This is a genomic window from Streptomyces tamarix (genome assembly GCF_032423885.1).
Classification (GTDB): Bacteria; Actinomycetota; Actinomycetes; order Streptomycetales; family Streptomycetaceae; genus Streptomyces; species Streptomyces tamarix.
The window spans coordinates 22435-41227 of sequence record NZ_JAWCTQ010000026.1 but is presented as its reverse complement, the minus strand read 5'-3'; the positions used below and the strand labels follow the sequence as shown (position 1 = coordinate 41227).

The following is an 18793-nucleotide window of genomic DNA, read 5'->3' as shown; positions in this document are numbered from 1 at the left end:
ATGACGGCCGACACGATCGGCGCCCTCGCGCTGCTGCGCGTCGCGGGCATGCCGTGCGCCGCGTGGGCGGAGGCGGGCGACCCCGCGCTGTTCGACCGGGTGGCCCGGCACGCCGGCGTCGTCGAGCGACAGGCCGCCCGGGCGCGGGCGCTGGCCGAACGGGTGGGCACCGACGTGGTGCCGGACGCGCGGCTGTCCGCCGCCGAGCGGGGCGCCGTACTGGCGCTGCGGCGGCGCCTGCACTCCGGGGAGGCGCCCGGCCCGGACGACTGCCGGCTGTTGGAGGCCGTACCGGCCGTCGCCGCGGAGGCGCGGGCGCTGCTCGCGGACGCACGGCGTGCGCAGGAGGAGGCGCGGCGGCTGGAGGAGGCGGTCGCGGCCGAGCAGGCACGCGTGGCGGCCCGCGCCTGGGAGACGGCCCGCGACAACCCCGTGCTGCGGACGTTCCTGGCCGAGACGGCGCCCGGCGTCGTCGAGGACGTGGGGCGCCGGCTGGCCGAGGGCGCGTCCTGGCAGGGCAAGCAGCTGCGCAAGCGGACCGCGTACCTGTGGCGCGTGGTGGGCCGGATGGCCGCGAAGACCACGCCCCGGGGCTGGGCGGGCCACGTCGCCGTGATCCCGGTCGGCGGGGCGAGCGGTGCCCGGACGCTGGTCGCGGGAGGCGGCGCCCTCGGCGGCGTGGCCCTCGGGGAAGGGGAGAACGTCCACGTCGTACGAGCCGGGAACGGGCCCGCCGACCTGCTGGGTGCCCCGCCGTCGACGCTGCTCGCGCCCGCGCCGCTGCACTTCACGGAGGGCGATCCGGCCGACGGTTCGGCGGTGCTGCGCTGCTGGGTGGTGGAACCGCACGCGCCGGGGCGGCTGCGCCACGTCGTCCTGCGGCGCACCGGGGCCCTGGGCCGCGTCCTGGCCCTGCTCGCGGACGGACCGGTGGCGCTCGGGGACCTGGAGGAGGCGCTGCTCGCCTCCGTGTCGGGCGCGCGGCCCGCCGACCCGGCGGTGCTGCGCGGGTTCCTCCAGCACCTGGCCGGTTCGGGGGTGCTCCAGGTGTGCGCGGCCCCCCGACAGCGGTACGGGGCGTGGTCGCCGCCGGGCGGGGCGCTGCCGCTCCCGTCCGCGGCGGACGCCGGTTCGTGGTTCGTGGACGTGTACCGGCGGGCGGACGCGGTCGTGAACGCGCGGGCCGCCGACCGGGTACGGGACGGGGTGCGGGTCGCCGCGCGGGTCGCCGCGCTGCGCGAGGCCGGGATGGAGTGGTACGCGCCCGTGTCCTGGCCGATCGGGACGGAACCCCGGCCCGTCAGCGAGGTCCTCGCCGACCGGCTCGTCCCCGCCGAGGGCGCCGCCCCCGTCCTGCGCCGCAGGTACACGGGCTGGCCCGCGGCCGGTGCGCCGGGCGAGGACCCCGGGTACGCCGCGCTCCTCGACCACCTGGCGGCCCACGCCGGCGAGGAGCAGGTCGACTTGGACGACGCGCTGCTGGACGCGCTCGGCGCGCCCCCCGCCGACGAGGCCCTGCCGCCCTGGCCGTTCGACTGCCTGCTGCGGCCCCTGGCCGGCGGGCCCGGGACCCCGGTCGCCGTCCTGGAGACGGCGTCCCCGGCGGGGGTGCTGGACGCCCGGTTCGCGGACGGGATGCGGGCGCTGGACGGCGGGTACGGGGCCGCCGACACGTACCGGGCGTTCCTCGCGGACCTGGAGCGGCGCACGGGCGTACGGTTCGTGGAGCTGCTGGTGCCGCCGCTCGCGGAGCGGGCCGCCAACGCCGTACGGCGCCCGGTCGTCACCTCGTGGTGGACGGGCGACCCGGACCCGACCCCGTACTACGGCCCGGTCGGCGGCGAGGCGCGCTACCTGCCGCTGGACCGGATCACGGTGCGGCGGCGGGACGGGCAGCTCGTCGCCGAGGCGGACGGGCGACGGATCGTGCCGGTCCACCACGCCACGCGCAGCCCCGCGCCGCCGTACGACCAGCTGCTGCGGCTGCTGCTCATGGCGGGCCTCCCGGCCACCCGGCGGATGGTGCGGCTGGACGGCCTGGAGGAGGTGCTGCCCGGGCACGCCCGGCTGCCGCGGCTGACGGTGGCGGGAGGCGCGCTCGTGGTGGCCCCGGCGACCTGGCGGCTGGACCGCGCCCGGCTGTGGGACCCGCGCGACACGGCCCTGGCGAAGGTGCGCGCGCTGGCGCTGCTGCGGCGCTCCACGGGCCTTCCCCGCCACGTCTTCCTGCGCACCGTCCCCGGGGCGAAGCCCGTCCCCGCCGACCTGGACTCCGTGACCGCCGTCCCGCTGGTCGAGCGGCTCTGCGCCCAGCAGGCGGGCGGCGAGCTGCTCGTCGACGAAATGCTGCCCGGCCCGGACGGACTGACCTTGCGCGACCCGCTGCACGGCGGGGCGCCGGTCGCCGCCCAGGTCCTGCTGCGCCTCCCCCACCGCGCCCGTCCGGAGCAGCTCGCCGCGCAGGCCGCGGCCGCGCTGCTGCCCGACGAGGCGCCCTCAGGCGTCCCCGGCCCGACCGTCCCTCCGGGGCGGCGGACTGCTGGGGCGGTCAACACCTCATGAGGAGACAGAGAAGAAGCAACGACACGAAAGGTGGATACCGTGCCAGAAACCCTGGAACTGTCCGACCTGGACAGCCTCATCGACGACCTCGATGAGCGCATCACCGAGACAGACCTGCCCGAGGCGCAGGCCACGTCAGAGGGCTGCAGCGTCCTCTGCACGATCATCATCTGTGGATCGGCCGCCTGCCTCTAGCAGTCGTCCGTACAACAGGAGCCGCCCGGTCCGCCGGGCGGTTCCGCCGCACCCGAGGACACGCGATCCGAGGAGCAGCGTGCAGCACCGGCCCGACCCCCTCCCCCCCTCCGGCGCCCCGGCCCCCCGCGTCCGCCTCGACCCGGGCGATCCGCTCGGCCTGGTCGACCTCGCCGTCGGCTACCTGGCCTCCCGGGCCGCCGAGCCGGACGGCCCCGGCGCCGCACGGCTCCCCTCCGACCCCGGTGTCCCCGTCCTCGCCCACACCGTGGCGAGCCTCGGCGGCCCCCCGGAGGCGGGGCGCGCGGCCGCCGACGCCGTCGCCGCCTGGACGCGGAGCGCCGGCCGGGGCCCCGGCCACCCCGGGCTGTACGACGGCGGGCTGGCCGGCACGCTCGTCGGCCTGCGCCTCGGCGCCACCCTCCACCCGCGCCTCCACCCCGTCGCCGACCGGCTCCGCGACCGCCTGGTCGCCGCCGCCGTGACGGGCGGCGGCCGCCGCCAGGGGGTGCGGCTGACCGACTACGACCTGGTGCTCGGCCCCGCCGGGGTCCTCCTCGCGCACTGCGCCGGCACGAGCCCGGAACCGGACCACCTCCTCCCGTACCGGGCCCGGCTCGCCGGCCTGTGCGACAGCGAGGACCTGTGGCGGCTGCGCACCGACGGGTACGCGGGGCATCCGCACCTGGCATGGCTCCAGGGCCGCGTCAACACCGGCATGGCCCACGGCGCGGCCGGGGTCGCCGCCGCGCTCACCGCCGCCGTACGGCACACGGGTCCCGCGGCCGGCGACGCGCTGCGCCGGGCCGCGACGTGGCTGGAGGCGCAGGCGTACGAGGACGAACGGGGGCTGCCGGCCTGGCCGGGCGCCGGGCTCGACGGGGAAGCGCCGCCGCGCGGCGCGGTGGCCCGGCAGGCGTGGTGCTACGGCGCGCCCGGTGTGGCGTGGGCGCTGTGGGACGCGGCGGACGCGCTGGGCGACGCCGGTGCGGCAAGCCGGGCGGCGGACGTGTTCACACGGCTGGCCGACCGGTACGACGAGGGGTTCCACCTGGGCGGCGACGGCCCCGCCGACGTGCTGGGGCTGTGTCACGGCGCGGCGGGCGTGCTGGCGGTGGCCGACGCGTTCGCCCGGCACGCCGGGCACGCGGGCGCGGCCCGGCTGCGGGAACGGCTCGCCGCGCTGCTCCAGGAGCGGCTGCCGAAGGCACTGGCGGCGCCGTCCGGCTGGTCGGCGGAGCTGCTGACGGGCGCGCCGGGGGCGCTGGCCGCCCTGCTCACGGCCGCGCACGGCGCGTCCCGGGCGTGGCTTCCCTGCCTGGGGCTCCGCTAACCGCCGCGCGCGTTTCGCCGGGTGGGCCGCGTGCTCACCCGTCTGCCCCGGGAGCGGCACGGGCGGGCCGCGCGGCCGGGCCCGCTGGTGCAGACTGAGGTCATGGGCGACCTCAATGCCCCGGAGCCACCGGCACAGCGGTCCTTCCCCCCGGAGCCGAGGAGCGCGGCGCGGGCCCGGCGGTTCGTCCGGGCCGTCCTGGGCGACACCGCGCCGGACCTCGTGGACACCGCCGAACTCCTGGTCAGCGAGCTGGTCACCAACGCGGTGCTGCACGCCCGCACCGAGATCAAGGTGTCGGTCGGGGCCGTCGACGGCGCCGTCCGCGTACGGGTCGGGGACCGTCTGCCGTCGCGGGTGCCGGTGCCGCGGGACTGCCCCCCGTACGCCGCCACGGGACAGGGGCTGGCACTCGTCGACCTGCTGGCCTCCCGGCGCGGGGTCGAGACGGGCGGGGACACCAAGACGGTGTGGTTCGAACTGCGGCCCGGCGGGGCGCCGCGGCCCTCCCCGTGGGAGCCGCCCGCGCCGCCCCCGGGGTCCGCGGCGACGGTGACGCTCGTCGACGTACCCGGCGCGCTGTACGCGGCGGCGCAGCAGCACCGGCACGTCCTGTTGCGGGAGCTGGCGCTCGCCGCCGCCGCCGGGGAGGACCTCGGGGTGCCGCCGGAGGACCTCGCCGCCGCCCACGACGTCAGCGACGTGATCAGCGCGTGCGTCACGCTCGCGCTGCGCGGGGAACCCGCCGAAGCCGAGATGCGCTCCCTGTCGCTGGGCCTGCCGCCCGACGCCGGGCCGGCGGTGGAGACCCTGCGCCACGTGCTCGACGTGGCGGAGGAGGCGGCGCGGGACGAGCGGCTGCTCACCCTGCCGGCGCTGCCGCGCAGCCGGGCCTTCCACACGTGGCTGTTCGACCAGATCACCGGTCAGCTCGCCGGCGCGCACCCCACCGCGTGGACGGTGGTGCCGCGCGAACCGGGTTCCGGCCCGGCGGAGCTGGTGCCGTGGGACGCCGACCACGTCCAGGCCGGCAGGGTCCCGACGATCGCCGCCGACGAGCAGAACCGGATCATCGCGGTGAACGGCCCGGTGGCGGACCTCGTGGGCTGGCACGCCGACGACCTCATCGGCCTGCCGCTGACCACGCTCATCCCGGAGCACCTGCGCAAACGCCACATCGCGGCCTTCACGTCGCTGCTGCTCAGCGGCGAGCCGCGCATCCTGGGCCGGTCGGTGCCGCTCCCCGCGCTGCACCGCGACGGACGGCTCGTACCGGTGCGCCTGTTCCTCCAGAGCCAGGAGACGGCGGACGGCCGTACGGTGTTCGTCGCCCAGCTCTCCCCCCGCGCCGCCGCGCCGGACCCCTCCTCGCGCCGCCCCGGCAGGCGGCCCGCGGTGGCGCAGGAGCAGGTCGCGCCGCCCCCCGCGGCCCTCCCCGAACGCACCGCCGGGCCGCGCGCCGAAGCGGTCATGCCGGCGCTGGAGCGGCTGACGCTGCTGACGGAGACCGGGGCCGCGCTGAGCAATGCCACGGACCTGGACGAGGGCCTGCTGCGGGCCGGCCGGATCCTGACCGAGCGGCTGGCCGACTGGTGCGCGGTGGACCTGTTCACCGAGGACGCGCGGGTGGAGCGGGTCTGCGTGGTCCACCGCGCCCCCGACGGGCTGCCCCTGGAGGAGTTGGAGGGCACGCTGCCGCCGCTGTCCGAAACCTCGCGGGGGCCGCTGGCCCGGGCGCTGAGCGGCGCGGGCCCGCTGCTGCTCACCGACCCCCCGCGGCCCGCCCAGCCCCCGAGCCCGCTGGACGCCCACTACCGGGAGCTGTTCGGCCGGCTCCGGGCCAACAGCGCCGTCGTCGCCCCGCTGCGGGCCCGGCAGGAGATCATCGGCGCGCTCACCGTGGCCCGTACGGACCGGGCGAGGCCGTTCACGGAGGAGGACCTGCCGCTCGTCGACGACCTGGTGCGCGCGCTCGCCCTGGGCGTGGACAACGCGCGCCTGTACCAGGAGACCCGGAACATCGCCGAGCGCCTGCAGCGCTCGCTGCTGCCCGTCCTGCCGGAGGTGGGGTACCTGGGGCTGGCGGCGCGCTACGCCGCCTCGTCCACCACCGCGCAGGTCGGCGGCGACTGGTACGACAGCTTCGTCCTGCCGAGCGGCGACACCGCGCTCGTCATCGGCGACGTGACGGGGCACAACCTGGACGCGGCGATCGCCATGAGCCAGCTGCGGAGCATGCTGCGCGGCATCGCCGTCGACCGCCAGGAGCCGCCCGAGACGGTCCTGCGCCGCCTCGACATGGCGAACCACAGCCTGTACCGGGAGGCCACCGCCACCTGCATCTACGGCCTGCTCAAGGGGGCGGAGGAAGGGCCGTGGGACCTGGTGCACTCCTCCGCCGGGCACCTGCCGCCGCTGCTCACGACGGCGGACGGCCACACCCGGTTCCTGGAGGACGGTTCGGGCGTGCTGCTCGGCCTGGACCCCGACCTGCCCCGCCCGCGCGCGACGGACGCGGTCCCGGCGGGCGCGACGGTGCTGCTGTACACGGACGGGCTCATCGAGCGCCGCGACGAGTCGCTGGACCGCGCCATGGAGCGGCTGGGCCGGCACGCCGCCGCGCTGGCGCGCGAGCCGCTCGACGTGTTCTGCGACGAACTGCTGATCGGTCTGGGCGCCGACAGCGACGACGACATCGCGATCCTCGCGGTGCGCCCGGGGCCGCCGTCCTGACCCCTCCGCCGCTCCGGCGTCCCGTCGGCGGGACGCTCCCGGCGCTCCGGCGTCCCGGCCGGGAGCCGGTGCCGGGCGGTCACTTCGCGGGGGGCCGCCGCGCGACGCGCCGCACCGCCCGCCGCGCGGCCCGGCCGAGCAGCCACCGCTCCTCGTACAGCACCCGCCCGACGAGCGCGCCGCCGAAGACGACGACCCCCACGCCGACCAGCCAGGACTGGATGACGAGGACCGTGCCGACCGGCCCGTACGCCACCGCGTTGGACGCGATCAGCGGCGAGAACACCAGGTGCGAGAAGACCCACAGCCCGGCCAGGCCGATCACCGTGGACACCGCGCCCGGCAGGAGGGCGCCCCACGGCACCCGCCCGCCGAGGAGCAGCCGCTGCGACCACCAGAAGAACACCCAGGCGCTGGCCGCGGCCGCGGCGACCCGCCACGCCAGGTCGCCCGCGTCGTCGGGGCGGGCGGCGACGTACGACGACAGCAGGAGGTACCCGACGAGGCCGGCGAGCCAGACGAGGTGCCGCCACATCGTGTGCCAGCGGGCCGGGGGCAGCTCCCAGACCTTCTCGTACCCGGTCTGCACGACCCCGCCGAAGGTGAGCCCGAACCCGGCGAGCGCGGCGAGACCGAACCCGGTGGTGGACTCCAGGGCCGAACTGGGCGGCGCGAACAGGCGCTCCACCTCGTCCCGCGACGCCTCGGACACGCCGAGGCCCTCCGCGAGCCACTGGGCGAAGCCCTGGCCGTCGGCGGGGTCGGCGGCCGCGACCACGATGAGCAGGGGGACGAGGGTCAGCAGCCCGAGCGCGGCGAAGCCCGTCGCCCGGTGCATCAGCTCCAGGTTCTTGCCGCGCCGCCAGCCGCGCCCGGCGGCCGAGCCGCGGAACGAGCCGTGCATCCGGTGGAACCACCCCATACGTCCCGCATACCCCGGCGGGGGTGCTCCGGCCCGCCGGCCCGCCGGTCAGCACCCGATCGGCACCTCCCGCGCCCGGGTCGCCGCCGCCCCGGACGGCCCGCCCCGGCCCCGCCGGACCTTCCGGAAGGGTGGATTCAGGGCCGGGCGCGGCGTACGGGGAGGAAGGTGGTGTCACCCCCCTCACCCGTCACGTCCGTACGCCCACCTGGAGACCGGATGAGAGATCCTTCGACCGGGGTGCCGCCGACGCCCCCGACACCGCGCGAGGAGTTCGCCGCCGAGCTGACACGGCTGCGGGAGAAAGCAGGGCTGACGGTCCGCAGGGTCGCCGCGCTCGTGGAGATGCCGGGCGCGCACACGACCGTCGGCGGCTGGTTCGCCGGGCAGAGCCTGCCCTCCATCAGTTCGCTCCCGCTGTTCACCGCCGTCCTGCGGGTCTGCGGGGTGGACGACCCCCGGGACGTCGACGACTGGCACGAGCGGCTGCGCCGGGTGCGGCGCGCCCGCTCGCCCCGCACCGCGCGCGGCGTCGTCCCCTACCGGGGCCTCGCCGGCTTCGACGAGGCGCACACCGAGTGGTTCTTCGGCCGGGACCGGCTGCGCGACCCGGTCGTGGACCGGCTCGCCGGGGGCCCGGCGACCGGTCCGCACCTGCTCGTCGGGGCGTCCGGCTCGGGCAAGTCGTCCCTCCTGCGGGCCGGTGTCCTCCCGGCGCTGCGCACGGGCCACGCCTTCACCCCCGTGGTCCTCTCCCCCGGGAGCGCCCCGCCCGCGGCGCTGGCCGCCGCCGTCCGCGCCGCCACCGGCGTGCCCGCCCCGCCGGGGGGCGACCGCGAACCGCTCGCGCTCGCCGCGCGGCTGCACGCCTGGGCCGAGGCGAACGACGCGCGCGTGGTCGTCGCCGTCGACCAGTTCGAGGAGGTGTTCACCGTCTGCGGCGACCCGGGGGAACGCGAACGGTTCCTCACCGCCCTCGACGCCCTGGCCGGACCGCGGGTCCGCGTCGTCGGCTGCCTGCGGGCCGACTTCTACGGCCACGCCCTCGCCCACCCGCTGCTCGCGGCGGCCCTCCAGAACGACCAGACGGTCGTCGGGCCGCTGTCCGAGGAGGAGCTGCGCGCGGTCGTCACCGGGCCCGCGGCCAAGGCCGGGCTCGCCGTCGACGACGGCTTCGTCGACGTCCTGCTGGCCGACCTGCGCGCCTCCGGCGACGGCACCGCGGCACACGAGGCGGGGGCCCTGCCCCTGTTGTCGCACGCCCTGCTCACGACCTGGGAGCGCGGCCAGGGCACGGCGCTGACCGTGGCCGACTACCGCGCGGGCGGCGGGCTGTCGGCCGCGATCTCCGACAGCGCCGAGGAGGCCTTCGCCGGGCTCACCGACGCCCAGCAGTCGATGGCCCGCACCCTGTTCCTGCGGATGGTCAGCGTCGGCGAGGACACCGCGGACACCCGGCGCCTGCTCGCGCTGCCCCGCCCGCAGGAGGGCGTCACCGCCGATCCCCGGGCGGCGCAGGCGTACGACGTGCTGGAGCGGTTCGTCGACCGGCGGCTGGTCACCGTCGACGACGACGGCGCGCAGATCGCCCACGAGGCCCTGCTGACGGCCTGGCCCCGCCTGCGGCGCTGGATCGACGCCGACCGGGCCGGCCACCTGGTGTGGCAGGAGCTGACCCGGGACGCCGAGCGCTGGCACGCCCTGGACCGCGAGCCGTCCCTGCTCTACCGCGGCGCGCGGCTCGCCATCGCCCTGTCCTGGGCCGAGCGCAGCGGCCGGGCGCCCGAACTGACCCCCCGTGAGGCCGCCTTCCTCGCCGAGAGCGGGCGGGCGGAGGAGGGGCGGCGGGAGAAGGAGCGCCGCCGCACCCGCCACCGGCGGCAGCTCCTCGCGGTGCTGTCGGCGCTGGTGGTGCTGGCGGCCCTGCTGAGCGGGGTGGCCGTGCAGCAGCGCCGGGACGCGGAGGACCAGCAGGCCGTCGCGGTGTCCCGGCTGGTCGCCGCGAACGCCGAGCGATTACGCGGCACCGACAGCGCGCTCGCCGCCCAGCTGAGCGTGGTGGCGTACCGGACGGCGCCGACCGCCGAGGCGCGGGCCGCGCTGATGGACGCCTCGGCGCAGACCCCCTCGGCCCGCCTCCTGGGGTTCCGCGGCGTCGTCCAGTCCGTGGCCCTGAGCCCCGACGGGCGCCTCCTGGCCGCCGGGGGGCTGGACCGGCGGGTCGCCCTGTGGGACGTGCGGGACCCCCGCAGGCCGAGGGCGCTCGCCTCCGGCGCGCCCCGCTTCGCGGACACCGTGTACGCGCTCGCCTTCAGCCCCGACGGGCGGCGGATCGCCGCGGGGTCGGGGGACGGCACCGTACAGGTGTGGGAGCCGGTCCCGGCCGCCGGGGCGGGGAAGGCGGCGCCGGTCGTCCTGCGCGGGCCGAAGTCCGCCGTGTACGGGCTGGCCTTCAGCCCCGACGGGCGCCGGATCGCGGCCGGTTCCGCCGACGGAGGCGTCCACCTGTGGCCCGCCGGGGGCGGGGCGGCGCCGGTGCGCCTCGACGGCCCGGCCCCCGTGCACACGGTCGCCTTCCGCCGGGACGGCAGGGCCCTCGCCGCGGGCGGCGCCGACGGGACCGTACGGCTGTGGGACACGTCGGGCTCCGGCACGCCCCTGCCGTACGCGCACCCGCTGACCGGCGCGACGGGCACGGTGCTGAGCGTCGCCTTCACCCCCGACGGCCGGTCGCTGGCCGCCGGCAGCCTCGACCGCTCCACCCGCGTGTGGCCGGCCCCGCACCCCCGGCGGGCACCGGCCCGGCCGGCCGTCCTGGGCGGCGCCCCCGCCGTGCCGGAGGGGCCGGCCAGCTACGTGAACGCCGTCGGGTACAGCCCGGACGGACAGTGGCTGGCCACCGGCAGCGCGGACAACCAGGTCCGGGTCTACGACACCCCCTCCCGGCTCCCCGCCGCCGTCCTGCCGCACCCCACCCCGGTCACCACCCTCGCCTTCCTGCCCGGTGGCCGGGGCCTGGTCACGGGGGCGGCCGACGGGACCGTACGACTGTGGCAGATGCCGCCGCGGAAGCTGCGCGGCTTCCAGGGGACGGCCAACGCCGTGGCGTTCGGCCCCGACTCGCGGCTCCTCGTGACCGCCGGCCGCGACGCCCACCTGTGGGACGTCTCCGATCCGCGCGCGCCCCGCGCGGTCGGCCCCGCCCTGCCCAGCGCCACCGGCTACTCCGGCGCGCTCGCCTTCACCCCGGACGGGCGGACCCTCGCCGTGGGGGAGCGCGAGGGCCGGGTGCGCCTGTGGGACGTCTCCCGGCCCGCCCGCCCCGTCCCGTACGGCGGCACGGCCCTGCCCGGCGGCACCGGAACCGTCCAGTCCGTCGCCTTCGACCGCACGGGCGGGCGGCTCGCGGTCGGCAGCGAGGGCCGCACGGTGCGGATCTTCGACACGTCCCGCCCCGCCCGCGCCGCCCTGTGGGCCGAACTCACCGAGCCGACCAACTACGTCTCCTCCGTCGCCTTCAGCCGCGACGGCCGGTGGCTGGCCGCGGGAACGGTGGACAAGGCGGTGCACGTCTGGCGCGTCGACGGGCGCCGCCCGGTGCTGCGGGCGACCCTGCGCGGGCCCGGCAGCTACGTCATGTCCGTCGCGTTCAGCCCGGACGGCCGCACCCTGGCCGCCGGGACGGCGGACCGCGACGTGTGGATGTGGGACGTCGGCGACGACGGTGCCCCGTCCCGTACGGGGCCGGCGCTGACCGGGCCGGGCAGCTACGTCTACGCGCTGTCGTTCGCGCCCGACGGCCGGCGCCTCGCGGCGGCCAGCACGGACGGCACGGTGTGGCTGTGGGACACCGCGGACGTCCGGCGCCCGCGCCTGCACGCCGTCCTGACCGCGCTCGGCGGCAAGGCCTACGCCCTCGCCCACAGCCCGGACGGCCGCACGCTCGCCGCCGGCGGCTCGGGCGCGGACGTGGTGCTGTGGAGCACGCGGGAGTCCTCCGCCGAGGAGGGGATCTGCTCCCGCGCCGGTTCCGCGATCACCCCCGCCGAGTGGTCGAGGCTGGTGCCCGGCACGGCCTACGCCCCGCCCTGTCGGTGAGGCGGGGCCCGTACGGAGTTGTACGGCCGTCCGTACGGGCCTGTCCGACCTGCGGCTGAGCGCTTCCCGGCGGCGGGCGCCGGCTGGCTTCCTGGTGGAGCGCCACCGGGGCGCGATCTCCAGAAGGGACGACGTCATGCGCGTATCCACCCTCCGGACCCGGGCCGGTCTGGCCACCGCGGCGGCCGTGGCCCTCACGGGCCTCTTCGCGGGTGCCGGGACGGCCGAGGCGGCCGGCAGCCACATCTCCTCCAACAGCGGCGGCGCCAACCTCCGCTCCTGCGCGAGCACCGACTGCGGGTCGCTCGGCTACCTGTCCAACGGCACCGGCGTGTCCATGCTGTGCTGGGTGGACAGCCAGTGGGTCTACCCCCCGAACTCCAACTACGCCTCCAACCGCTGGTTCAAGGTGAACAGCTACCGGGGTCAGGGCTACGTCCACTCCTCGCTCGTCGCCAACCAGACCAGTGTCGGCCGCTGCTGACGCCTCCGCTCCACGACGCCGGGCCGCCGTCCCTCCGGACGGCGGCCCGGCCGCGTGCGGCCGGGGGCGGCGCCACCGCGGAGCGGGGCCGAACCCCTCCGGGTGGGTGCCGGCCCGCTGGGACGAAAGCCCGGCACGGGGTATGCGTCCCCATGACCCGATCCTTCTTCGGACATGGCCGGCATCGGATCGGCCCGCGTACGATCAGAGGTGATCACAGGTGGTGGCGACCGCACATGCCCCGGGCCTCCTCCGTGTGCCGCCCGGTCCGGCGGGGCGCGTCCCAGAGGCCGGTCCGGCAGCGTGAGGAGCCAGCCCGTGTTCTATTACCTGCTCAAGTACGTGCTCCTCGGCCCGCTGCTGCGGCTGCTGTTCCGCCCGAGGATCGAGGGGCTGGAGCACGTCCCGGAGACGGGTGCGGCCATCGTGGCGGGCAACCACCTGTCGTTCTCCGACCACTTCCTGATGCCGGCCGTGCTGAAGCGGCGCATCACGTTCCTGGCCAAGCAGGAGTACTTCACGGGGCCGGGCCTCAAGGGGCGGCTGACCGCCGCGTTCTTCCGCAGCGCGGGGCAGATCCCGGTGGACCGCTCCGGCAGGGAGGCCGGGCAGGCGGCCGTCCGGGAGGGGGTGCGGGTGCTGTCGCGGGGCGAGTTGCTCGGCATCTACCCGGAGGGCACGCGCTCGCACGACGGGCGGCTGTACAAGGGCAAGGTGGGCGTCGCGGTGATGGCGCTGAAGGCCGGCGTGCCGGTGGTGCCGTGCGCGATGGTCGGCACGTTCGAGATCCAGCCGCCCGGGAAGGTCGTGCCGAGGATCAGGCGGGTCACGATCCGGTTCGGCGAACCGCTGGACTTCTCCCGCTTCGCCGGCATGGAGAACGAGAAGGCCGTGGTCCGCGCCGTGACGGACGAGATCATGTACCGCATCCTCGCCCTGTCGGGGCAGGAGTACGTGGACGAGTACGCGGCCTCGGTGAAGGCGGCGGCCCCGGCCGGGAGCACGGCACCCGGCCCGCGGCGCGTCCCGTCCCGGCGACACGGCGGCTGAGCGCCACCGCGGACGAGCGGCACGGCGGACGAGCGGCACCGTGCCCTACGGCCCGGTGAGGTCGTCCACCGCCTCGTCCAGGACGCGGCGCAGCCGCAGCGCGTCCGGCGCGACGGCCGTCACCAGGGCGGCGGGGCCCGCCAGCGGGGTGAGGACGGCGGTCTCGCCCAGCAGCCGGGCCTCCGGCGGCTTCTGCGCGAACTCGGGCCGGACGACGAGGAGCTGGCCGACGGCCCGGTGCCCGGCCAGGACCGCGGGGCCGTCCCAGCCGTCGGGGGCGCCCGGGCCGCAGGCGAGCTCCTGGTCCAGGAGGGGGCGGCCGGCGCGGTGGACGGTGAGGCGGGCGGCGAGGGTGCCGGGCGGTTCGCCGGTGCGGCCCAGGACCTGCTCCTCGCGCAGGACCAGGCGGGCGGTCACGGCGAGGTCCACGGTCGTGCGCATGCGCAGGTCCGACCGGTGGGCGGCGATCAGCTGCTCCGGCAGCCAGACCAGTTCGGCGTCCTCGCCCACGGTGAGCCGTACGTCGTAGTGCGCGGCCTCACCGGTGCGCCCCGGCAGGGACACCGTCGCGGCGGCCGCGTCGACGGTGAGCCGCGCCCCGTCCCGCACCACCGCCTCCAGGGCGAGCCGGTCGCCGCCGAGCGGGGCGCTCATGGCGCCGACGACGGTGACCCGGGCGGTGTGCGGCCGCCGGGCGCGGGTGCGGCGCACCGCGAGCGGGCCACTGCTCTCCAGGACGGGCAGGGCGCCGCCCGGCGCGGCCACGATCCGGGCGGTGGCGCGGACGCTCACGCGGCTTGGGCCGACGTCCACGCGGCGAGCCGCTCCCGTACCCAGTCGGCGACGGGCGCGACGCCGTCCTCGCCGGTCAGGGAGGTGAAGACGACGGGCAGGTCGCCGCGCTGCGCCCGGGCGTCGCGGGCCATCCGGTCCAGGTCGGAGCCGACGTACGGGGCGAGGTCGGTCTTGTTGACGACGAGCAGGTCGGCGGTGGTGACGCCGGGGCCGCCCTTGCGGGGGATGTCGTCGCCGCCCGCCACGTCGATGACGAAGACCTGGGCGTCGACGAGGCCCTTGGAGAAGGTCGCGGTGAGGTTGTCGCCGCCGGACTCGACGAGGATCAGGTCGAGCGGCCCGACCGCGTCCTCCAGGTCCTCGACGGCCTCCAGGTTGGCGGAGATGTCGTCGCGGATCGCGGTGTGCGGGCAGGCGCCCGTCTCCACGGCGGCGATCCGCTCGGGCGGCAGGACGGCGTTGCGCAGCAGGAACTCGGCGTCCTCGCGCGTGTAGATGTCGTTGGTGACGACCGCGAGGGACAGCCGGTCGCGCAGGGCCCGGCAGAGGGCCGCGACGGTGGCGGTCTTGCCGGAGCCGACGGGCCCGCCGAGGCCGATGCGCAGGGCGCGGCGGCTGCCGTCGGGGCGGGTGGCGTCGGCGCTGACGGCCGGGGCGGCGGCGTGGTCGTGGGGGTGGCCCAGGTGCATGGCGCGGCTCCAGGGAGGGAGGAGGAGGGAAGCGGGAAGGGGGAGGGGCGGGGGTGCCGGGTCAGGAGGCGAAGAGGCGCACCGGCCAGGCCGCGTGCTGCTCCGCCGTGATGTCCAGCAGCGGCGCGGACGCGGCCGGCAACGTGTCGATGCCGCCGGCCGCGGCGGCCGTGGCGCGGGTGGCCACGTCGTCCATGTCGGGGGCGAGCCGGGCCAGGACGGCGGTGGCCCGGAACGGGTCGAGGCTCAGCAGCCGTACGGCCGCGGTGGCGGGCCCGCTGACCGCCTCGTACGCGGCGCAGTGCGCGGCGTCCTCGGGGCCGAGCCCGGCGGCGCGGGCGGCGGTGCCGAGGACGACGGGCTGGTGGGCGCCGCGCGGGAACGCCCGGGCCAGCGCGTCCAGTTCGGGTGCGGGCCAGGTCGCGCGGGCGGCGCGCATCAGCTGCCGGCCGAGGCGGCGCGCGGCGGCCCGCAGGGCGGGCGAGGGGGTGCGGGCGTCGGCGGCGGCGTCCAGGGCGGCGGGGTCGTGCCCGAGGGCGGCCGCGGCGGCGAGGGCGGCGGCGGTGAGGCCGGCGGTGTGCAGCCGGCCCCGGCAGAACCGCTCCAGTCCGGCGGCGTCCTCGATCCGGCCGGCCCTGACGGCGGCTTCGGCGCCCCCGGAGTGGGCGTGCCCGCCGGCGGGGAAGCGCCCGTCGGCGAGGACGAGGAGTGCGGATCGGCTCATCGTGGTGCGTCCGTGTCCCTGTTCGTGTGCGGGCGGGTGCGGGAGGGGTCAGAAGAGGAAGTAGCGCTGCGCCATCGGCAGTTCGGGCGCGGGCGCCGGTTCGACCGGGTCGCCGTCGATGGTGACGGTGAAGGTGTCGGGGTCGACCTCGACCCTGGGCAGGGCGTCGTTCTCCCGCATGTCGGCCTTGGTGACGCCACGGGTGCCGCGGATGGCGGCGAACCGCTTGCCGAGGCCGAGGCGGTCCGGCAGGCCGTCCTCGATCGCCGCGCCGGCGACGAAGTTGACGGAGTTCGCGGCGGGCGCCCGGCCGTGTGCGCCGAACATGGGGCGGGGCAGGACCGGCTGCGGGGTGGGGATGGAGGCGTTGGCGTCGCCCATCTGCGCGTACGCGATCTGGCCGCCCTTGAGCACGAGCTGCGGTTTGACGCCGAAGAACACCGGGTCCCACAGGACGAGGTCGGCGAGCTTGCCGGTCTCGACGGAGCCGGTCTCGTGGTCGATGCCCTGGGCGACGGCCGGGTTGATCGTGTACTTGGCGACGTAGCGGCGCGCCCGGCGGTTGTCGGCCCCGCCGTCGCCGGGGAGGGCGCCGCGGCGCCGCTTCATGACGTGCGCGGTCTGCCAGGTGCGCGTGATCACCTCGCCGATGCGGCCCATGGCCTGGGAGTCGGAGGAGATGATCGAGATGGCGCCGAGGTCGTGGAGAACGTCCTCGGCAGCGATGGTGCCGGGCCGGATGCGCGACTCGGCGAAGGCGAGGTCCTCGGGGACGGCCGGGTTGAGGTGGTGGCAGACCATCAGCATGTCGAGGTGCTCCTCGACGGTGTTGACGGTGTGCGGGCGGGTCGGGTTGGTGGAGCTGGGCAGGACGTACGGCTCCGAGACGACGGTGATGATGTCGGGCGCGTGCCCGCCGCCCGCGCCTTCGGTGTGGTACGCGTGGATGGTGCGCCCGGCGATGGCGGCGAGGGTGTCGCCGACGAACCCGGCCTCGTTGAGGGTGTCGGTGTGGATGGCGAGCTGGGCGCCGGTCTCCTCGCAGACGCCGAGGCAGGCGTCGATGGCGGCCGGTGTGGCGCCCCAGTCCTCGTGGATCTTGAAGCCGAGGGCGCCGCCGCGCAGCTGGGAGTGGAGGGCCTCGCGGGAGAGGGTGCTGCCCTTGCCGAGGAGGCCGATGTTGACGGGGAAGGCGTCCAGCGCCTCCAGCATCCGGGCGAGGTGCCAGGGGCCGGGGGTGACGGTGGTGGCCTTGGTGCCCTCGGCGGGCCCGGTGCCGCCGCCGACGAGGGTGGTGACGCCGGAGGCGAGGGCCTGGCCGATGAGGGTCGGCGAGATGAAGTGGACGTGGGTGTCGACGGCGCCCGCGGTGAGGATCTTGCCGTTGCCGGCGATGATCTCCGTCTCGGGGCCGATGACGAGGTCGGGGTGGACGCCGTCCATCGTGTCGGGGTTGCCGGCCTTGCCGATACCGGTGATGCGGCCGTCGCGGATGCCGACGTCGGCCTTGACGACGCCCCAGTGGTCGAGGACGACGGCGCCGGTGACGACCGTGTCGGGGGCGCCCTCGGCGCGGGTGGCGCGGGACTGGCCCATGGACTCGCGGAGGACCTTGCCGCCGCCGAACACGGCCTCGTCGCCGGCGCGCCCGGGGCCGCCGCAGCGGTCCTCCTCGATCTCGATGAGCAGGTCGGTGTCGGCGAGCCGGACGCGGTCGCCGGTGGTGGGGCCGAACAGGTCCGCGTAGACGGCCCGGTCGACGAGGAGGGGGCGGGGTTCACGCATCGAGGGGGCCTCCGGTCTCGCCGCGGAGTCCGGGTACGACCCTGGCTCCCGCGAGCGGTACGAGCTCCACCTCGACCGGGACGCCCGGTTCGAAGCGGACGGCGGTGCCGGCGGCGATGTGCAGCCGCAGTCCGCGCGCGGCGGTCCGGTCGAAGCGCAGTCCGGGGTTGGCCTCGGCGAAGTGGTAGTGGGAGCCGACCTGGACGGGCCGGTCGGCGGTGTTGAGCACGGTGAGGCGGGTGACGGGGCGGCCCTCGTTGACGGCGACCGGCTCGTCCGCGTACAGGATCTCTCCGGGGATCACGGCGGCCCCTCAGACGATCGGGTCGTGGACGGTGACGAGCTTGGTGCCGTCCGGGAAGGTGGCCTCGACCTGCACGTCGTGGATCATCTCGGGGACCCCGTCCATGACGTCAGCGCGGCTGAGCACCTCGCGTCCGGAGGCCATGAGCTCGGCGACGGTGCGGCCGTCGCGGGCGCCCTCCAGGATGTGCGCGGTGATCAGGGCGACGGCTTCCGGGTGGTTGAGCCGCACTCCGCGGGCCCGGCGCCGCTCGGCCACGTCCGCGGCCACGTGGATGAGCAGGCGTTCCTGCTCATGCGGGGTCAGTTGCACGGTTCCACCTCACAGTTCCCGCCCGGCGCGGTCCCGGACGCAGCGGGACACTATCCGGCTTCAACACTCTGTTGACCTGCGGGGACGACTGTGACGGAGAGATATTTCCTTCTCTCGCAGAAGTTTTTCCGATGCGTTAACTCGCCTTTTGCTGCCCCATGGACATCAGGGCGCGCAGCCCGTCCCGGAGCACGGACACGGGGACGGTGCCGAAGAGGGCCTGCTGGGCGGCGAACCCCTGGGCGACGGCGATCATCGTCCGGGCGACGTGCGCGGCGGGCACGTCGTCGCGCATGAGCCCGGCGGCCTGGTACGCCTCGACGACGCCGACCCAGGCGGCGTGCACGCGCGCGTAGCCCTGGCGCATGGCGGCGGAGAGCGTCTCGTTGCGCAGGGTCTCGGTCCATACCTGGATCATCAGGCGCGGCAGGCTCGCCTCGCCGTCGTAGGGCAGCCCGGACCGCTCGGTGAGGACCTCCTCCATCACGCGCTCCATGAGGACGTCGGGCGCGGGCGGCGGGGTCTGCGCGGCGGCCGACTCGAACGTGTCGCGGATCGCGTCGAGCACCTCGGTGACGATCGCCTCGATCAACTGCTCCTTGCTGCGGAAGTAGCGGTACACGGCACCGGCCGAGAGGTCGGCCTCACGCAGGACGTCCTGCATCGACGTGGCGTGGAAGCCGTTGCGCGCGAAGCAGCGCGCGGCGCCGTTGAGGATCTGGCGGCGGCGTGCGTCGAGGTGTTCCTGGGATACGCGAGCCATGATCAAAAGGATAAAACGAACGTTCGTTCTTGACAAGGAAGCCG

General features: G+C 76.7%; 15 protein-coding genes. 7 read left to right on the top strand and 8 right to left on the bottom strand.

Annotated features, from left to right (window positions below):
* The 4 genes from RND61_RS20385 (at nucleotide 1) to RND61_RS20370 (ending at nucleotide 6823) form a co-directional block, all read left to right on the top strand.
* A complete protein-coding gene (locus RND61_RS20385) occupies nucleotides 1–2562 on the top strand; it encodes a lantibiotic dehydratase (RefSeq protein WP_315879446.1) in 2562 nt (853 codons plus the stop codon).
* A 39-nt stretch (nucleotides 2563–2601) separates the two neighbouring features.
* Nucleotides 2602–2757 (top strand): hypothetical protein, encoded by a 156-nt coding sequence (locus tag RND61_RS20380; RefSeq protein WP_315879445.1) that lies wholly within the window; start codon nucleotides 2602–2604, stop codon nucleotides 2755–2757.
* Nucleotides 2758–2836: 79 nt separating this feature from the next.
* Nucleotides 2837–4090: a lanthionine synthetase LanC family protein gene (locus RND61_RS20375; RefSeq protein ID WP_315879444.1), complete on the top strand. Its 1254-nt coding sequence runs from the start codon at nucleotides 2837–2839 to the stop codon at nucleotides 4088–4090.
* A gap of 102 nt (nucleotides 4091–4192) precedes the next feature.
* Complete coding sequence (locus RND61_RS20370) at nucleotides 4193–6823, top strand: SpoIIE family protein phosphatase (protein WP_315879443.1); 2631 nt, start codon at nucleotides 4193–4195, stop codon at nucleotides 6821–6823.
* A gap of 79 nt (nucleotides 6824–6902) precedes the next feature.
* Here the strand turns inward: RND61_RS20370 and RND61_RS20365 are convergent, their stop codons facing one another.
* The gene (locus RND61_RS20365; protein WP_315879442.1) at nucleotides 6903–7745 is read right to left on the bottom strand and encodes a ribonuclease BN; all 843 of its coding nucleotides are present in this window, start codon (nucleotides 7743–7745) and stop codon (nucleotides 6903–6905) included.
* Between the two features lie 219 nt (nucleotides 7746–7964).
* On the opposite strand from RND61_RS20365, the gene RND61_RS20360 reads away from it, so the two are divergent.
* The 3 genes from RND61_RS20360 (at nucleotide 7965) to RND61_RS20350 (ending at nucleotide 13377) form a co-directional block, all read left to right on the top strand.
* Entirely contained in the window at nucleotides 7965–11843 is a 3879-nt protein-coding gene (locus tag RND61_RS20360) for a WD40 repeat domain-containing protein (RefSeq protein WP_315879441.1), read from the top strand.
* Between the two features lie 136 nt (nucleotides 11844–11979).
* A complete protein-coding gene (locus RND61_RS20355) occupies nucleotides 11980–12327 on the top strand; it encodes an SH3 domain-containing protein (protein ID WP_315879440.1) in 348 nt (115 codons plus the stop codon).
* Between the two features lie 318 nt (nucleotides 12328–12645).
* The gene (locus RND61_RS20350; RefSeq protein WP_315879439.1) at nucleotides 12646–13377 is read left to right on the top strand and encodes a lysophospholipid acyltransferase family protein; all 732 of its coding nucleotides are present in this window, start codon (nucleotides 12646–12648) and stop codon (nucleotides 13375–13377) included.
* Nucleotides 13378–13422: 45 nt separating this feature from the next.
* On the opposite strand, the gene RND61_RS20345 is transcribed toward RND61_RS20350, so the two are convergent.
* The 7 genes from RND61_RS20345 to RND61_RS20315 all read right to left on the bottom strand — a co-directional run bounded on the left by RND61_RS20345 (nucleotide 13423) and on the right by RND61_RS20315 (nucleotide 18749).
* Nucleotides 13423–14169 carry an urease accessory protein UreD gene (locus RND61_RS20345; protein ID WP_315879499.1) on the bottom strand — a complete coding sequence of 249 codons (747 nt, stop codon included), beginning with the start codon at nucleotides 14167–14169 and terminating at the stop codon, nucleotides 13423–13425.
* The gene (ureG, locus tag RND61_RS20340) at nucleotides 14166–14861 is read right to left on the bottom strand and encodes an urease accessory protein UreG (protein ID WP_315879438.1); all 696 of its coding nucleotides are present in this window, start codon (nucleotides 14859–14861) and stop codon (nucleotides 14166–14168) included. Before ureG ends, RND61_RS20345 begins: the two co-directional genes overlap by 4 nt.
* A gap of 61 nt (nucleotides 14862–14922) precedes the next feature.
* A complete protein-coding gene (locus RND61_RS20335; protein ID WP_315879437.1) occupies nucleotides 14923–15585 on the bottom strand; it encodes an urease accessory protein UreF in 663 nt (220 codons plus the stop codon).
* 48 nt (nucleotides 15586–15633) lie between these two features.
* Nucleotides 15634–17370, bottom strand: a complete 1737-nt coding sequence (locus tag RND61_RS20330) for an urease subunit alpha (RefSeq protein WP_315879436.1) — start codon at nucleotides 17368–17370, stop codon at nucleotides 15634–15636.
* Nucleotides 17363–17674: an urease subunit beta gene (locus RND61_RS20325; RefSeq protein WP_315879435.1), complete on the bottom strand. Its 312-nt coding sequence runs from the start codon at nucleotides 17672–17674 to the stop codon at nucleotides 17363–17365. The genes RND61_RS20330 and RND61_RS20325 overlap by 8 nt, the downstream gene beginning before the upstream one ends.
* A gap of 9 nt (nucleotides 17675–17683) precedes the next feature.
* Nucleotides 17684–17986, bottom strand: a complete 303-nt coding sequence (locus tag RND61_RS20320; RefSeq protein WP_315879434.1) for an urease subunit gamma — start codon at nucleotides 17984–17986, stop codon at nucleotides 17684–17686.
* A gap of 136 nt (nucleotides 17987–18122) precedes the next feature.
* Entirely contained in the window at nucleotides 18123–18749 is a 627-nt protein-coding gene (locus tag RND61_RS20315) for a TetR/AcrR family transcriptional regulator (protein ID WP_315879433.1), read from the bottom strand.
* Nucleotides 18750–18793: the final 44 nt, after the last annotated feature.

Bases quoted from the DNA above. Each gene is read 5' to 3' on its own strand.
- RND61_RS20385 (WP_315879446.1), top strand. From the start codon at position 1: ATGACGGCCGACACGATCGGCGCCCTCGCGCTGCTGCGCGTCGCGGGC.
- RND61_RS20370 (WP_315879443.1), top strand. From the start codon at position 4,193: ATGGGCGACCTCAATGCCCCGGAGCCACCGGCACAGCGGTCCTTCCCC.
- RND61_RS20365 (WP_315879442.1), bottom strand. From the start codon at position 7,745: ATGGGGTGGTTCCACCGGATGCACGGCTCGTTCCGCGGCTCGGCCGCC.
- RND61_RS20360 (WP_315879441.1), top strand. From the start codon at position 7,965: ATGAGAGATCCTTCGACCGGGGTGCCGCCGACGCCCCCGACACCGCGC.
- RND61_RS20355 (WP_315879440.1), top strand. From the start codon at position 11,980: ATGCGCGTATCCACCCTCCGGACCCGGGCCGGTCTGGCCACCGCGGCG.
- ureG (WP_315879438.1), bottom strand. From the start codon at position 14,861: ATGCACCTGGGCCACCCCCACGACCACGCCGCCGCCCCGGCCGTCAGC.
- RND61_RS20335 (WP_315879437.1), bottom strand. From the start codon at position 15,585: ATGAGCCGATCCGCACTCCTCGTCCTCGCCGACGGGCGCTTCCCCGCC.
- RND61_RS20330 (WP_315879436.1), bottom strand. From the start codon at position 17,370: ATGCGTGAACCCCGCCCCCTCCTCGTCGACCGGGCCGTCTACGCGGAC.
- RND61_RS20315 (WP_315879433.1), bottom strand. From the start codon at position 18,749: ATGGCTCGCGTATCCCAGGAACACCTCGACGCACGCCGCCGCCAGATC.